The organism is Undibacterium sp. GW821-FHT07F11, from assembly GCF_059418665.1.
Genome location: NZ_JBWKQH010000001.1, coordinates 700,986 through 715,182, shown reverse-complemented (window position 1 = coordinate 715,182; position 14,197 = coordinate 700,986). Strand labels below are relative to the sequence as shown.

The following is a 14,197-nucleotide window of genomic DNA, read 5'->3' as shown; positions in this document are numbered from 1 at the left end:
CTCTGTCTTGTTCGTGAGATAGATTTTCTCTTCACAGATAACGACTGACACCCAAATGCGTATCCAGCTTCGCTTGCTCTTCCGAGTTCAGCGTTGCCCTGTGCGCCCTGATGGTATAGCCGCCATGCATGGCCCCATCGTGATTGATCATCCAGTCTATGATTACCGCATCTTCGACATTGAAAGTGTCGCCAATTTCATGATCACGCAGCTCTGCGGGTACTTCAAATAATTCGCCTGTAAAACCTGTCTCGTTGCTTTCAACTACTCTCAACCACACAAACATATTGCCAGTGGCAAGTACAAATTTGGTTTTGATCAGGGGAAAGAATTCTGCAGCGGTATTGCTGTGGATAAGTTTGCGGAAGTGTGGCAATGATTGCCGGGCATCTGCAAACGCTTGCTGCATGCTCGCGTCATTTGAGTTGCTCATGGTGATTTTTGCGCCGGGATCGAGATCAGGCTTGCGGCCCATCTCTCTCCTGCACATTTGCCAGTCATACCAGCAATTTTCTGGATCGATATCATCATAGCCGCGTGATTCGCTGAGTGCGTCGGCATGGGATTTTGCCATCATCATGACGCTGGCATTGTCGCGGATGTCTATGACTTCTTCATAGCTTAAGGGGCTGCCTTTCTTGTCTTCCAGATTGACCAGCATAGCGACCAGCGAAGGCATAAAAACGGGGACTAATTTTTCTTCACTCATATTGATTCCATCGCACGCAGGATTGTCAGAAGTAGAAATTCTACTCTGGCAATCTCGTGTGCATGGAAATTTTCTTTGCAAAGAAAAAACTTACTGTGACAATTTATTTCTTTGGCGGTGGATTATTGTCCTTGCCTTCAGGTGGACGTGGTGGCCGCTCTGGTTTGGCAAACAAACCCTTGGGTGAGTTTGTGCAAGTCGCAGAAATCTTGCCTTCGCGTGGCGTGGTGATTTGCACTACCGCGCCCTCTTTCTTGCCTTTGCAATCTTCATAAGCTTGCGGTGGCGGTTCACGGGGCGGCCTGTCGTCTTTGCCAGCTTCAGGCGGTTTTTTCTGGTCACCGCCGGGAGGTTGAGCATGGGCGAACAGGCTGGCACCTAATGCCGCCATGAAGATACTGGCACGGGCCAGGTTTAGTAATTTTTTCATCCTGTTTCCTTTCAAGGGTGTTGATGACAGGATAGATCTTAAGCAAAAATTATGAAGGAAAAGTGAAGATATCTGTTTCTTTACCAGGATTTACGCAAAATTGTCTCAGCAAGGCGCAGCGACGACAACAGTACTCTAGTACGGTTAGGAGCTGCAACGCAGCTGAGGCGGTTTTGCGTAAGTCCTATTTACATAGCTTTACTTTGTTACGCTAATACTGACCCTATCGTATCTTCCATAAGCATCAAAGGCCGTAATGTCATAGCGCCCGGCTTCAGGGAATTCGATGATCTGCGACTGGTTGGCTAGTTTATTGGCTACCAGATGGCCATTCACCATCCAGCTGACTTCTGCCTGCGAGCCACGGATTTCCAGCCTGGCCTTGGGTACTTCCTTGCCGCTGGCCCTGTGCAGTATTTCGCCATCGCTAAGGCCGACTATCTTGATGCTTTCGTCAGCATTGTAGATCGCAGCACATTCTGCTGCCCAGGCGGGTGGCAGGGCGACTTTGCGCAGGCCCGCATCCAGCCAGGGTTCCAGGGCTGAGGGCCAGCGTGCGGCCTGCAATTTGTCCATGGGGCGCTTGCTGCATTCGGGGGCCACTCGCAAGCCGCTCTGGCTATCGACAAAGTAAGTGAATATTGGTGAAGCGGTTTTCAGGCGGTCGGCAAAACTCGGTGGCGCTGCGCCATTCAAGACCCATGCCGTGCGTTGCAGCGGGCAGAGTTTTTCTGGTTGCTCGCTGGCGCGTGTCCCCAGCGGCCAGCAGATTTTTTCCTGGCTGACAGTGGAGGGGGGCGCAGCCGGGCTGAGGCTGCGACCATCGGGTATGGCGGTGAAGATATCCACCAGCAAGGGCGCGGCGACGTTCGCGCCAAAGAAGCCAGGATTGGGTGTGCCATCCGGCCGCCCTACCCAGACGCCTATGGTATAGCGGTTGCTGACGCCGACTGCCCAGGCATCGCGAAAACCAAAGCTGGTACCGGTCTTCCAGGCGATGCCGCGGTAGCTGCCATTGCCTTCGACTGCACGCGCCACTGGCCCACCGGTTTCCAGTATATCGCGCACGATGAAGGCCGCACCTTCACTCATCATCCTCTGTTCCTTGCGTGGTGCTGCTGGTGTCATGCGTGGTACGGCAGCCATGCCCTTGCGTGCGAGGGAGGAATAGGCACCGACCATGTCTTCCAGCTTGGCTCCTGCACCGCCGAGTATCACGCTGAGGTTGGGTGTGGCGCCACGCGGGAATTCCAGCTTCAAACCACCGCGCCTGAGCATGGAGACAAAATTGGATGAACCCAATTGTTCCAGCACTTCGACTGCTGGCACATTCAGGGATTTCACCAGCGCTTCAGACACGCTGACCGGGCCGTGGAAGTTTTGCTGGAAATTACCGGGCTGGTAGCCAGAAAAAGATTGCGGTGTATCTGACAATAAAGACTCTGAATGGATCAGGCCTTCATCGAGCGCAAACGCATACAGGAAGGGTTTCAGTGCTGAACCCGGCGAACGCGCAGCCCGCACCATATCAACGTCGCTGAAACGATCACGGTCACTGAAGTCTGCCGAACCGGCATAGCCCAGTACTTCAAACGTGACATTATCCATCACCATGGCGGCCATCGATACATGCGGTGGCAGTTGCCGTATGCGGTCAGCCAGCAGGGTTTCTACCGTCTGCTGGATGGCAGTATCAACCGTAGTCTGGATCACGGTTTGCTGGCTTTTTGTACGCTTCGCTTGCTGCTTCATGCGCAGCGCCAGCAAAGGGGCCAGCAGGGGCTCACGCACGACTTGCGCCGTAACAGGTTCGGTCAAGGCATCGGCAATGATGTCCTTGCTCCAGTTGCCCTCCATGCGCCGTATGACCTTGTCACGCGCCACCTGGGCACGCTGTGGATAACGGTCTGGCCGCAAGACGGATGGTAATTGTGGCAGCACCGTCAGCAGCGCTGCCTCTGCATGCGTCAGGCGGCTGGCAGGCTTGCCGAGATAGGCGCGGCTGGCTGCTTCCACACCTTCGAGCACGCCACCCATGGGGGCATAGTTGAGGTAGAGGGTCAGTATTTCTTTCTTTGAATAATGCGCTTCCAGTTGCAGCGCACGGGCAATCTGCTTGAGTTTGCCACGCACGGTATGCGGTGTGGGGTCTATGATGCGCGCCACCTGCATGGTGATGGTGGAACCACCGGACACGATCTTGCCATTATGCAGCCATTGCCATGCCGCCCGCATCAGCGCCAACGGGTTGACACCTGGATGCCACCAGAATGCGCGGTCTTCATACTGCGTCAGTGCATCGACGTAATAGGGCGAGACTTCCTGCAGGCTGATGGCGTGACGCCAGATGTGGTCTTTGTCAGGGAAGGCGCGTAAAGGCGTGCCATCGCGGGCCAGGACTACCATGGCATAAGGGGAATCGCGGCCGGGTTTGGGCAGAGGGAAACAGAGGTCGGCGATGATGAAGGTCAGTGCGACGATGATGATTGCTGCGCATTTCTTTTTATGAGTGAGCAGGACTTTAGGCAGGGAAGTGAAGTTGGTGTACTTCTTGAGATTGAGCTTCATTCGGGTAGGTTTTTATTAGCAACGCATTCAGGAAAATAAGATAAAAGAACGAGATATAACGTTATTTTTATAGTGATCAAATTACCCTGTTTTTGATCTTGTTTTTGACTCTGCTTTTGACCTTCAACCGCTTGGGCCCTGTGTCCCTAAAGGGAGACACATCGCCTTGCAAGGCAATGTCGTTACGCAGGCGGATTGCATGCAATCCGAAATCCCTGCTACACCGATGTAATTTGTGCTTCACGGAAAATGGAATCAGAAGAGCCGATGTTTGAGCGAAGCGAGTTTCGGATCTTCCCATTTTTTGTGATGCACAAATTATGCTGAAGCGTAGCGTAAGCACCCGAAGGGCGAGTCTGCGGTCGCCTTTCTTTGAATCCTTTCTTTGGCGAAGCAAAGAAAGGATTTCGGCCGCCGGGCCGAGACCCGGCTGGTATCTACGAAGGGCAATCGCTTTAATAACGACTCAAGTATGCAACGAACGCCACTGGGCCCCAGCCTTCGCTGGAGCGACGTCTTTATGATTGCCGTTGTTTTACCGAAACCTATTCCCATCCCAACCTTCCCCTTGAAGTGGAAGGAGCTAAACAATCTCCGCTTTTCCTCTGTGTCTCTGTGGTGTAGCAGGGAATTCGTGTGGCATGCCACACGCCTGCGTAACGAAGACTTCTTGCAAGAAGTCTTTCCTTCCTCTGTGGTGAGAGGTCTTAGGTCAGGCTTTGATAAACGAATTACGTCATCGAGCGCCCATTGTTGGGCTGGTAAACCGTAGCCCAACCTACGATCTACCCAACCTCCGCAATAAATCACTACTTCCCACTTTCCACCACAGTCAACACATCCGTCCCACCCGTTTGCCCATACAAATCCGGCCTGTACATATCTTCCGCATACAGCGGTGGTATGACGAATTTACCTGGTGTCACTACCCGCACCCGGTAGAACAGATTCAGTACATTCCAGTCCATGCGTACTGCTGCTACAAACCTGTCATCGCGGAACTCGACATGTTTGATATGCGGGTTTTGCATGGCTTCGGCAGGATTGAGTTTGTCTATCGTTACGACACCCATTTGTTCACCCTGGACGATGTTCGTGTTTTCGATTTCCAGGCCAGCCGGGATGCGGTCAACGATCATGCCTGTGCCCATGACGCTACGACTGCGGGCGGTGATGCGCATGATGATAGTTTCGCCTACCTTCAGGGCACGGTTGCCGATTTCTGAACCATCCGGTGCATACATCTTGCGGCTCAGCTCTATGACGTCGCTCTTCGCAGGTGGCAGCTTGACCAGGTTGCCGGTCATGGACAATTCCACATACAGATTGTCTTTGCTGCTGTTGCTCAGCTTGACACCGGTTGACAATTCACTGGCCTGCAATTCGCGGAACAGCGTGGCCTTGGCTGACAATTCATCGGTCTTGCCTGCAATTGCCAGGGTACCAGTCCATGGGGCTGTTTCACCAGTGCTGTAAGAACGGCCTACCAGGAACAGGGCAAGTTTTTCCTGGGTGCTGTAGTAGCGATGCTTTTCCATCTCATTGGCGATGACACCGATCAGGTTATCGCGACCAGCCAGCGTGATCTGGTGGCGATCCAGCAAGGCATAGGACAGGGCAGCGTCACGCAGATTACTGCCATAGTCATACCACCAGTAACCATTGTCACGGCCCTTCTTGACACCTTCGGCCAGGGCCACATCGCTGCGTGCCTTGTCACCCATTTGCTTGAGGGCGATGCCAAGTTGCACCAGGGCCAGGCCGGATTGCGCGTGGCCACGGGCGTCGTGCATCTGGCGCAATGTTGCCAGCGGTGCCTTGTTCTGACGTGACAGCACATACGCACCGGCAGCGAGTACATTGAAGTGGCTATTGTCACGCACACGGTTTTCTTCCCACAGGTTGGTGCCGGTAGTAGTCGCTGCTGCTGCCGGTTTTGGGCTGGCGGGCATGCGTGCTACGCCATCCTGCAAACCGCGCAAGAGGTAATCCAGGGCCTTGTTATACATGGCATCTGGTACGCCAAAGCCCTGTTCGCGTGCATCCACCAAAAAGCCGGTGACATAGGCAGACAGCCAGTATTCATACTCGGATACATTGCCCCACAGGCTGAAGCCGCCATTGGGGGCCTGCATGCTGGCCAGGCGGGCGATGGCCTTGTCCAGCATTTCTACCCTTTGCTCGCGTGTATAAGCTTTGAGTCCAAAGCGCTTGGCGGCTTCTTCATCTACGAATACATGCGGGTAAGCAGTACTTGTGGTTTGCTCGGCACAGCCATACGGGTAAGTCAGCAAACCCTGAATGGCGGCGCGGATATCGATAGGTGCCTTGTTTGATACCACCATATGCGCCAGCAGCGATCCCTTGTGCAAGCCTGCCAGGTCAGCCTCTTTGATATCCAGCGATTCACCGGCTTTTACGGTAAAGCGCTTGGTGATCTGGGTTTGTGGCGTCGGTGCCTGCACAGTCAAAGCAAAGCTGCGCTCCATCTTGATGCCAGAGCCGCTGATATTGACAGTAATGGTATGCAAACCCGGCATCGGCTTGGCCTCGATAGGGAAGCGCAGGGTTTGTTTTTGCTGGTCTTTCAGGCTCACGCTGCGTTCGGCTTCCGTCAGTTTCAGGGCTTCGCCGCCATTGATGCTGACTTTCAGACTTTGTCCTGCACCTGAGAGATTATGCAAATCCAGCGCGACGATGGCTGTGTCACCAAAGGACAGGAAACGTGGCGTCGCCAGTTCGGCAATCAGCGGTGCGGCGACTGTCATCTCGGCATCCTTGGCGCCAAAACGCTCGCCACCGGCCACCACGGCCATCAGGCGCAAGGTACCGTTGAAGTCAGGGATGGCCAGCGGTATCTCGGCTTCACCTTGCTCATTCAGTTGCACGGGGCCACTGAAGATGTCGATGAGTTTGACCTTCTTCGGCAAGCTCTTGGTGGCTTTGGGCGTATTGTCACCACCAAATTTCAGTTTGCCTTTCTGGCCCTGCATTTTTTCTATGAGACGGCCATAGATATCATGCTGGTCTGAGCCATAACGCAATTTGGCAAAGAAGAAGGCATGCGGATCAGGCGAGATAAACTTGGTGATGTTCAAAATGCCCACATCCACTGCCGATAAGGTCACCATGGTTTTCTGGCCTTTGGCCTCTGGCACCTTGATTTTCACCTTGACGGTGCTGTCAGGCAGCACTTTGACCGGTGCTTCCATGGTCACAGCGAATTTGCGGTCTGCCCTGTCCAGCGGGATATGCGCCAGGCCCAGTGCACGTGCTGGTGTTACCTTGTCGCCTTCATTGCCGGGGCGCAGAACCACGGCAGTGACATACAGGTCGTGACGTTTCCAGTCTTTGTTGAGCGGGATATCGATCGTGGTTGCATCCGCACCGACAGACATGCGTTTTATCCACAGGGTCTTGTCACCTTCTACCGTGATCAGGGCTTCGCCCTTGTGCGGCGGGGTGATCGTCAGGCGTGCAGTGTCGCCGTCTTTGTAGACCGGTTTATCCAGCTTCATGGCGACTTTGTCAGGGCGCACGCCCTGGCTTTCATCTGTGCGTGCACTCCAGCCTACATAGAAGCGGTACACGGCCTGCATCTTGGTGTCCGGGTCCAGCACTTCGAGTCTATAACGGCCATAGCGCACTGGCAGGCGCAATTTGCCACGGCCATTGGCGGGCACGGCGACGGCACTGGTTTCTACCAGTTCGTCCGTCTCCGTAAAGCCGGACTGCCAGCCGCGCTGGTCTTCAAAGCGCCAGTAATAATTGCGGTCTTCGCGGAACAGGCGCACCGGCAAAGTCGGTGAAGCCTGCAATTTGCCATCCTTGTCCGAACGTATGACTTCAAACTCTACCGGGCTGCCTTCAGGCGCATATTCACCAGTAAACATGGGGCGCAGGCCGACCAGCACCGGGGCTGGCCAGACTACGCGTTCCATACTGCGTACAACGGGGCGTCCACCGCTTTCCAGCAGGCTCAGGGTAGTGCGCACGGTAAAGGGTGAACGGCGCTTGGCGATAGGTGAGAGATCAACATCGACGGAGGCCTTGCCTTCATCATCAAGCTTGCTTTCAGCCAGTTCAGTGCGGGTCTTGGCTTCATTCTCAGTGACATCACCAAATTCAAAACCCGGGTATTGCTTGGCCAGCGGATTTTTGTTGCGTTCAAACTGGGCCACACCCAGCAGGCGGTTACCGGCTGCCGGTGCGCCATACAGATAATTACCGACGACATCGACGCTGTAGTCACTGTCAGCGGCTAAATTCGCCAGCTTGCTGCTCAGGTCGAGCTTCATGCGTTCTGGCAGGAACTCTTCTACACCAAAGCGGAATACTGTACCCGGCACCTTGTCGGCAGGGTCAGCGCGCAATTCCAGGGTCCAGAAACCGGTAGGTGCATCGGCTGGTAATTCAATGCGTTTGACCAGATAACCGCCAAAGCGCTGGTCTGGCCGCCAGGTGGCGGTGAACTGTTCCTTGCCGTCCGGGCGTTTCAGTTTGGCCTGTATGGCCTTGGCGGGCACGGCGCGGCCATCGGCATCGCGTGCCAATACCGACAAATCAAATTGTTCACCGGGGCGGTATAAGTTGCGGCCAGAATAGGCAAACAGGCGCGTCGCCTTGAATGGTGAGCCGGTGATATCGTATTCAGACAAATCCAGTGCGGGTTCTTTCAGGGCCAGTACAGAAATTTGCTCGCCCTTGCGTGCCATCAAGACCTTGGCAGTTTTGGGTTGTTCGGCAAAAGTCACATGGCCGTCGCCATTGGTGTCAGACTTGGCCAGTACTTTGCCGGTTTCATCCATCCACGATACTTCGACGCCACTAACGGCCTTGCCATCTGTCAAAGAACTGACAAAGGCATCCGCTGACTTGTCATACAAATGCGTATGCAGGCCGAGGTCGGATACATAGAAATACGTGGTCTGGTATTCATAGCGGAAGCGGCCAGGCTGGCTCATGACGGCGACATACACACCGGGATCCTTGAGCTCCTTGATATCTTCCACCGAGATATAGGTGACGCTGCGTTTATTGGCTTTTTGCTCGGTCATGAAGCGACCAAGATAGACACTGTCTGACATATTGCGCAAATCATCAAGCTGGTAAACCTGGACGGCACCTTTCAAACTGCTGCGTTTCCAGTCGTAGTTGTAATCATCTCCACCCTCACCTTCTTCTCCTTCAGTTTTTGCGGCATCGGCTTTTTTAGGTTTGCCATTGATGACGCGGTCCAGAAAGCGTGGCAACTGGTCATTTTTCACGCGCAGGAATTGCACATCCACTTCTGGCACATTCACTGTCACGATGGGCAAGCCACCATTCTGTTTGGCGGGCAAGACCATGCCATTGCTGGCGAAATAATAGGAAGGTGAGACAGGAGCCGAGACGATGGAATAGCGCGCTTCACTACCCAGGGTCTTGCCATTGCGCGCGGGCAGGCCGATCTGCACTTGCACCACATAGCGGGTTTGCGGCTTGATATGCGGGAAGTACAAGAGGCGCGGGTTTTCACCTACCACCCAGGCACCGGCTACCGGTTTGCCACCCTTGCTGTCAGTGTCTTCAGCCTTGGTGCTGACCGTGCTGACCTTGCCTTTTTTGGGTTGGCCGTCGTCGTCATAGCCATTGTCTTCATCGCTGCTATTGGTTTCGGCTTTTTTCAGGTCAGCAGCCGAAGCTGGCATCTCGAATACCTGCAGGTATTTTTCATAAGTCTTGCTGCTGTCGAGCGGGATGCTGAAGGTCAGCGCCAGTGCGGGTGCACCATCGAGGCCACGGTCAGCTGCATCCACCAGGGTCAAAGGCGCATTCGGATCATCATTGACCACCAGGGCACCAATGCCATCAGAGGTACCCGGGCTCTTGTTCTTGTACCAGTATGCGCCGCCTATGATGGCAATGAATAAGGCGAACAACATCGCCATTTTTAACGATTTGCTTTGCATGTGGTGTCCCTGATTGATCTGGATGGATTGCTCAAATTTTGCACAATGATTATGACACGGGCATTGTCGATATTTCACTTGTTACGATATCTTCCGGTGTTACGATTTCTTCCGTGGGGGTAAATGCAACAGACTTCTGTAAACGAATTTCAGCGCTCAGGGACTGGGGCGCAGATAAGTAAAAAAAACCGCCATCAACAACAAGGCTGTGGCAAGTACACCAGTGACGATAAAGAAAGCGATATTGGTTTTGCCGTAACTTGCCTGGCACACGGCACCTATGCACAGACAGATAGCGCGTATGACGGCAAGTGAACTCAGGAAAGTAATGAGACCAAATATCTTGGCATAGCCAAATGCAGAGTTAAAGAATTCTGTGTTGCTGGGGTTGCTGCCATGCCCGCCCTGTCCTGTGAAACCAGCGAGTACGACGATACCGACCACGATGACGGTCGAGACTATCAGGAAGAGTACAAAAACCGGTATTGAGATAAGCAGGGCGCGTATAGCCTGTCCCCAGGTAACGATATGCTCGTTCTTGATGGCATTGCTGAAGTATTCAATCACGATATTCCACCCGGTTTTTAGACAGCATGACCAACATAAGACATGCCCACTTTGCATACTACAGAGGCGGAATACAAAAACACAGCCTACCAAAGTAGGTGGTTACAGTGACAGTCAAGAATCAATACGGATCAAAATTGATCTTGTGCTTTTGCAGGACATCCAGCATCAGAGCCTTCCATGGCCCGCTGGGTGCCCAGACCTTGCTGACGGCTTCATAGGCGAGGACGGGGTCTTCCTTGCCGATCACGACGCGGTACAGGAAGACCATGGTGGATGCGCGCATATTTACCTGGCAGTGCACCAATACCTTTTTATTTCCCAGGCCTTGCAGGATGGCGGCAAAGGTTTCGTAGTCGCTGACAGCTGGCTTGTTGAAAACTATCGGGATATTCACAAACAGCATGTTCTGGCGACCGACGATGAGGTTCTCTTCGCGTACCGCATCAGAGACGTGCGGCGGGGCCAGGTAGATGACGGCTTCATAGCCTTGTGCTGCCAGTCCTTCCAGCGCTTTGGCGGTAGGCTGGCCCGAGCTGGTCAGTTGTGCCGTGATGGGGACGACATTCGGTGCATCAATGTTTTGTGCATAGGCATCTGTGGATAAGCTTGTACATAAGGCTGTGGACAAGCCCAGAAAAGCGGTGCATAAGTGTGTAGATATGTATGTTGACAAGCCTGTGGACAAGCTGTTGAGCGATGAGCCGGAAAGCTTGCGCATGCTCAGGCTCCCGGCTCAGGCTGGGTTTCCAGCGTCAGCAGATTGGCATCACGGCTGATACGCCATTTGCAATCTGCCTGCAAGCGCCAGATACTCAGCACATTCCCGGCACGCTTCATATGCTGGCCCGCCTGTTTAGGGATGATCTCGACTTGCAGGTAAGACCAGGTATAGGCAAGATCGGCTTGTACGACAATTTCCTGTATCTGTGAGCTGGAAGCGATGTGATGTGTTTGCAAGATATTGCGCAGGTTCTGGGCGAATTGCTCACGGCCCTTCATGGGCGGATGACCTGCCACCAGGAATACCACTTCTTCATCCATCAAATCCAGCAACTTATCCACATCCCCGGCAGCCGTGGCATCTTGCCATAGCCGGATATTGTTGAGGATAGTGGTGGCTGCTTCGCTGGTTGGATCTGGTACGGCAGTGTGCATGGCTATCCTTTTAATGTTTGAGGCTGAGGCAAGCGCAGGTTCAGTTCATTTGGGTGGCGGCACCTGGGCTTGTATGATTTGTCCCAGGTCCTTGCCTTGCTGCGCAAGCAGGCTTTCCAATGCTGGCAACAGTGGCCCCAGGGTTTCTGCCAGCATATTGCGTACGGTATCGACCACGACTTGCGTGGTTCGTTCAATTTCTATGTTCAGGCTGGCACCGGTTTTTTTCTCGGCAAAGACGGTCATGCGCAGGGTCTCGGGGATCAGCCAGACTTCAAACCAGCCTTCCTGGCGGTTGACCTCGGCTATCGTCAGGCTGGCACCATTGATGGCGATATAGCCTTTGGCGAAGATATAGCGCAGCCATTCTGGTGGTACGGCGATGCGTATCACGTAATTGTTTTCCAGCTCGCGTATCTGGGCGATATGGGCTTTGAAGTCGATGTGGCCGGACAGAGGGTGGCCACCGATCTCGGCACCATCTTTGGCGGCACGCTCTACATTGACGCGGCCATCTTCAGCATATTCGCCCAGGGTGGTGATGGCCAGGCTTTGCTGCATGACATCAAATTCTGCGGCATTGTTGCCGTGCAGGGCTGTCACGGTCAGGCAAACGCCGTCGACGGCGACGCTGGCACCGATTTCCAGGTCCTTGCAAAAACCATCGGGAAATTCCAGCTGATAAGTGCGCAAGCCGGTTTTGTCATTGAGTGTTGCGATGCGGGCTATGCCCTGTACTATGCCTGTGAACATGATGGATATTGTTGATGTACGTTGAATGTCAGTGATTGTAAGCCATTCCCGTCTGGCCAGATATTTATGCTGCCAGCGGTAGTTCTACCATGAAGTTGCAGCCCTGCCCGGCCACGCTTTCGCAATCGACTTTGCCGCCGCAGGCTTCACTGAGTTTCTTGACGATGGACAGGCCCAGGCCGCTGGAATGTTCGCCCGCTGTCGGCAGGCTGGAGAGTTTGGAGAATTTTTCAAACAAATGCTGCTGGTCCGCTGTGGATAAGCCCGGCCCTTCATCCCTGACCTGGAAAACGCCAAATCCTGCAGTGCTGCTGACATTCAGCCAAATGCGCTTGCCCAAAGGCGAATACTTGACCGCATTCGACAACAGGTTATCAATGATTTGTACACAGGCATCAAAGTCTGCCCTGATCATGACGCCATCCTGTATATCCAGTATCACTTGCAAGTCTTTGGCTTTCAGCATTTCTGTATATTGCTGGGCCACGTCCTGCAATATCTTGCTCAAATCCAGACTTTGCAATTTCAGGTGCAGATGGCCGGAGTCGAGGGCATTCACGTCCAGCAAATTACTGATGATGCGCATCATGCGCTGGCCGCTGCTGCTGATGCGCTCAAGATAATGCTGGCGCTGCTGCTCCGGCATGTCCTGCTGCAGTTTACGCAACAAATCGCTCATGCCTATGATGCTGGTCAAGGGGTTTTTCAAATCATGGGCAGCAATGCCAAGGAAATCATTCTTGTCTTTGTCCAGTTTTTGCAGGCTGGCCACGGCTTCTGCCAGCTCGGCAGTGCGCTGCCTGACCTTGGCGTCGAGCTCTTGTTCAGTACGCTGGGATATTTCCAGCAATGTAGCCTGGGTCTGGGCATGTTCTTTCTTCATCAGGCTGATGTGGTAAGCCTGGGCCAGTGCCAGCAAGATGGCTTCTATGGCTGAACCTATCTGGAAACCATACTCGGTTGCCCAGCTTGGCTCCAGTACGCCCATATTGCGCAGTGCCACCAGCGAAAGCCCGGTAATCCAGGTGGCCGACGCCAGGAAGACGATATAACCAGGCCGATAACCACGCATGCCCACCAGCAGGCAAACCGGCAAAATCACCATCATCAGGGCGAAGCCTGTCAATTGCATGAGTGGTGCGACCAATTGGTAATAACCGGCCAGCACGGCCAGTGACACACAGGCGCAAATGATCTGGGTAAAAATGAACAGACGATTGATGCGCGGCATTTTTTCATGCAGGCGCAAAAAACTGGCGATAAACATGGTGGAACTCATGACCACCAGCGGCGAGAGAAAGCTGGGCAGTATATCCACCAGTTCCGGCCAGTCAGGCAGTATGTACATGGCAACATGGCCGTTCAGGCTCATTCCCGCCAGCAAGGCTATGCAAGACAAAAACAGGTAATAGCGCAGTGCCACGTCGCGGTAAGAGATGGCCAGCAACAGGTTATACACAATCATGGCCAGCAGGACGCCATAATAAATACCCATGAAAATGGAAACCTGGTTCGAGTGTTCCGCAAAGGCATGTGATTCCCACAGGCTGGCACGCAAAAATACCGCGCTGCTGCTTTGTATGCGCAGATACAGATGATGTACCTGGGTATCCGGCAATTGCAGCATGAACAGCGGATAGCGGTGTTTTAGCTCCAGGCTGGAAAAAGACAGGCGGTCACCTGCACGGTGCACCGTCATGCTGCCGTCAGGGCTGACATGGTACAGACGGATATCGTCAAGCAAGACCGGCGACAGCTCCATCAACCATTGCCGGGCAATATTGGCCTGGCTGCGCTGTACATCCAGCTTCAGCCAGAATGCGGATGCGGAAAAAGAGGCACTCAGATTGCCGCGCAAGGGCCGGAACTCTGTCGTGCTGCCTGGTTTGAGGATGTCTGCTATTTGCAGTTGTGCACTTTTGTCTTCATAGATCTGGAAGGCAGAGGCTAAGGGAATTTCATTCTTGCCATTATCCAGCTTTAAAATTGCCGCGTGTGCACCCGTTCCGCAGATGCCCAGGCAAAATGCGAGCAAAAACAAGAGCCGACAGCAAGTGTTAC

Annotated in this window: 9 protein-coding genes; all 9 read right to left on the bottom strand. The window is 53.7% G+C overall.

Annotated features, from left to right (window positions below):
* Positions 1 to 31 precede the first annotated feature (31 nt).
* The 9 genes from AC07OI_RS03015 to AC07OI_RS02975 all read right to left on the bottom strand — a co-directional run bounded on the left by AC07OI_RS03015 (position 32) and on the right by AC07OI_RS02975 (position 14,177).
* The gene (locus AC07OI_RS03015) at positions 32 to 709 is read right to left on the bottom strand and encodes a DUF2314 domain-containing protein (protein ID WP_495256259.1); all 678 of its coding nucleotides are present in this window, start codon (positions 707 to 709) and stop codon (positions 32 to 34) included.
* A 103-nt stretch (positions 710 to 812) separates the two neighbouring features.
* On the bottom strand, positions 813 to 1,139 hold the full coding sequence (locus AC07OI_RS03010; RefSeq protein ID WP_492707615.1) for a hypothetical protein: 327 nt from the start codon (positions 1,137 to 1,139) through the stop codon (positions 813 to 815).
* A 198-nt stretch (positions 1,140 to 1,337) separates the two neighbouring features.
* Positions 1,338 to 3,707 (bottom strand): penicillin-binding protein 1C, encoded by a 2,370-nt coding sequence (gene pbpC / locus AC07OI_RS03005; RefSeq protein WP_492707617.1) that lies wholly within the window; start codon positions 3,705 to 3,707, stop codon positions 1,338 to 1,340.
* A gap of 809 nt (positions 3,708 to 4,516) precedes the next feature.
* The gene (locus AC07OI_RS03000; protein ID WP_495256258.1) at positions 4,517 to 9,658 is read right to left on the bottom strand and encodes an alpha-2-macroglobulin family protein; all 5,142 of its coding nucleotides are present in this window, start codon (positions 9,656 to 9,658) and stop codon (positions 4,517 to 4,519) included.
* 156 nt (positions 9,659 to 9,814) lie between these two features.
* Complete coding sequence (locus AC07OI_RS02995) at positions 9,815 to 10,225, bottom strand: hypothetical protein (RefSeq protein WP_495256257.1); 411 nt, start codon at positions 10,223 to 10,225, stop codon at positions 9,815 to 9,817.
* Positions 10,226 to 10,346: 121 nt separating this feature from the next.
* Entirely contained in the window at positions 10,347 to 10,946 is a 600-nt protein-coding gene (locus tag AC07OI_RS02990; protein WP_495256256.1) for a protein tyrosine phosphatase family protein, read from the bottom strand.
* Between the two features lie 2 nt (positions 10,947 to 10,948).
* Positions 10,949 to 11,383 carry a YybH family protein gene (locus AC07OI_RS02985; protein ID WP_495256255.1) on the bottom strand — a complete coding sequence of 145 codons (435 nt, stop codon included), beginning with the start codon at positions 11,381 to 11,383 and terminating at the stop codon, positions 10,949 to 10,951.
* Positions 11,384 to 11,428: 45 nt separating this feature from the next.
* A complete protein-coding gene (locus AC07OI_RS02980) occupies positions 11,429 to 12,136 on the bottom strand; it encodes a riboflavin synthase subunit alpha (RefSeq protein WP_492707624.1) in 708 nt (235 codons plus the stop codon).
* A 64-nt stretch (positions 12,137 to 12,200) separates the two neighbouring features.
* A complete protein-coding gene (locus AC07OI_RS02975; RefSeq protein WP_495256254.1) occupies positions 12,201 to 14,177 on the bottom strand; it encodes a sensor histidine kinase in 1,977 nt (658 codons plus the stop codon).
* Between the last annotated feature and the right edge of the window lie 20 nt (positions 14,178 to 14,197).

Excerpts from the sequence above, each read along its gene's own strand:
- AC07OI_RS03015 (WP_495256259.1), bottom strand. The coding sequence starts at position 709 with ATGAGTGAAGAAAAATTAGTCCCCGTTTTTATGCCTTCGCTGGTCGCT.
- AC07OI_RS03010 (WP_492707615.1), bottom strand. The coding sequence starts at position 1,139 with ATGAAAAAATTACTAAACCTGGCCCGTGCCAGTATCTTCATGGCGGCA.
- pbpC (WP_492707617.1), bottom strand. The coding sequence starts at position 3,707 with ATGAAGCTCAATCTCAAGAAGTACACCAACTTCACTTCCCTGCCTAAA.
- AC07OI_RS03000 (WP_495256258.1), bottom strand. The coding sequence starts at position 9,658 with ATGCAAAGCAAATCGTTAAAAATGGCGATGTTGTTCGCCTTATTCATT.
- AC07OI_RS02990 (WP_495256256.1), bottom strand. The coding sequence starts at position 10,946 with ATGCGCAAGCTTTCCGGCTCATCGCTCAACAGCTTGTCCACAGGCTTG.
- AC07OI_RS02985 (WP_495256255.1), bottom strand. The coding sequence starts at position 11,383 with ATGCACACTGCCGTACCAGATCCAACCAGCGAAGCAGCCACCACTATC.
- AC07OI_RS02980 (WP_492707624.1), bottom strand. The coding sequence starts at position 12,136 with ATGTTCACAGGCATAGTACAGGGCATAGCCCGCATCGCAACACTCAAT.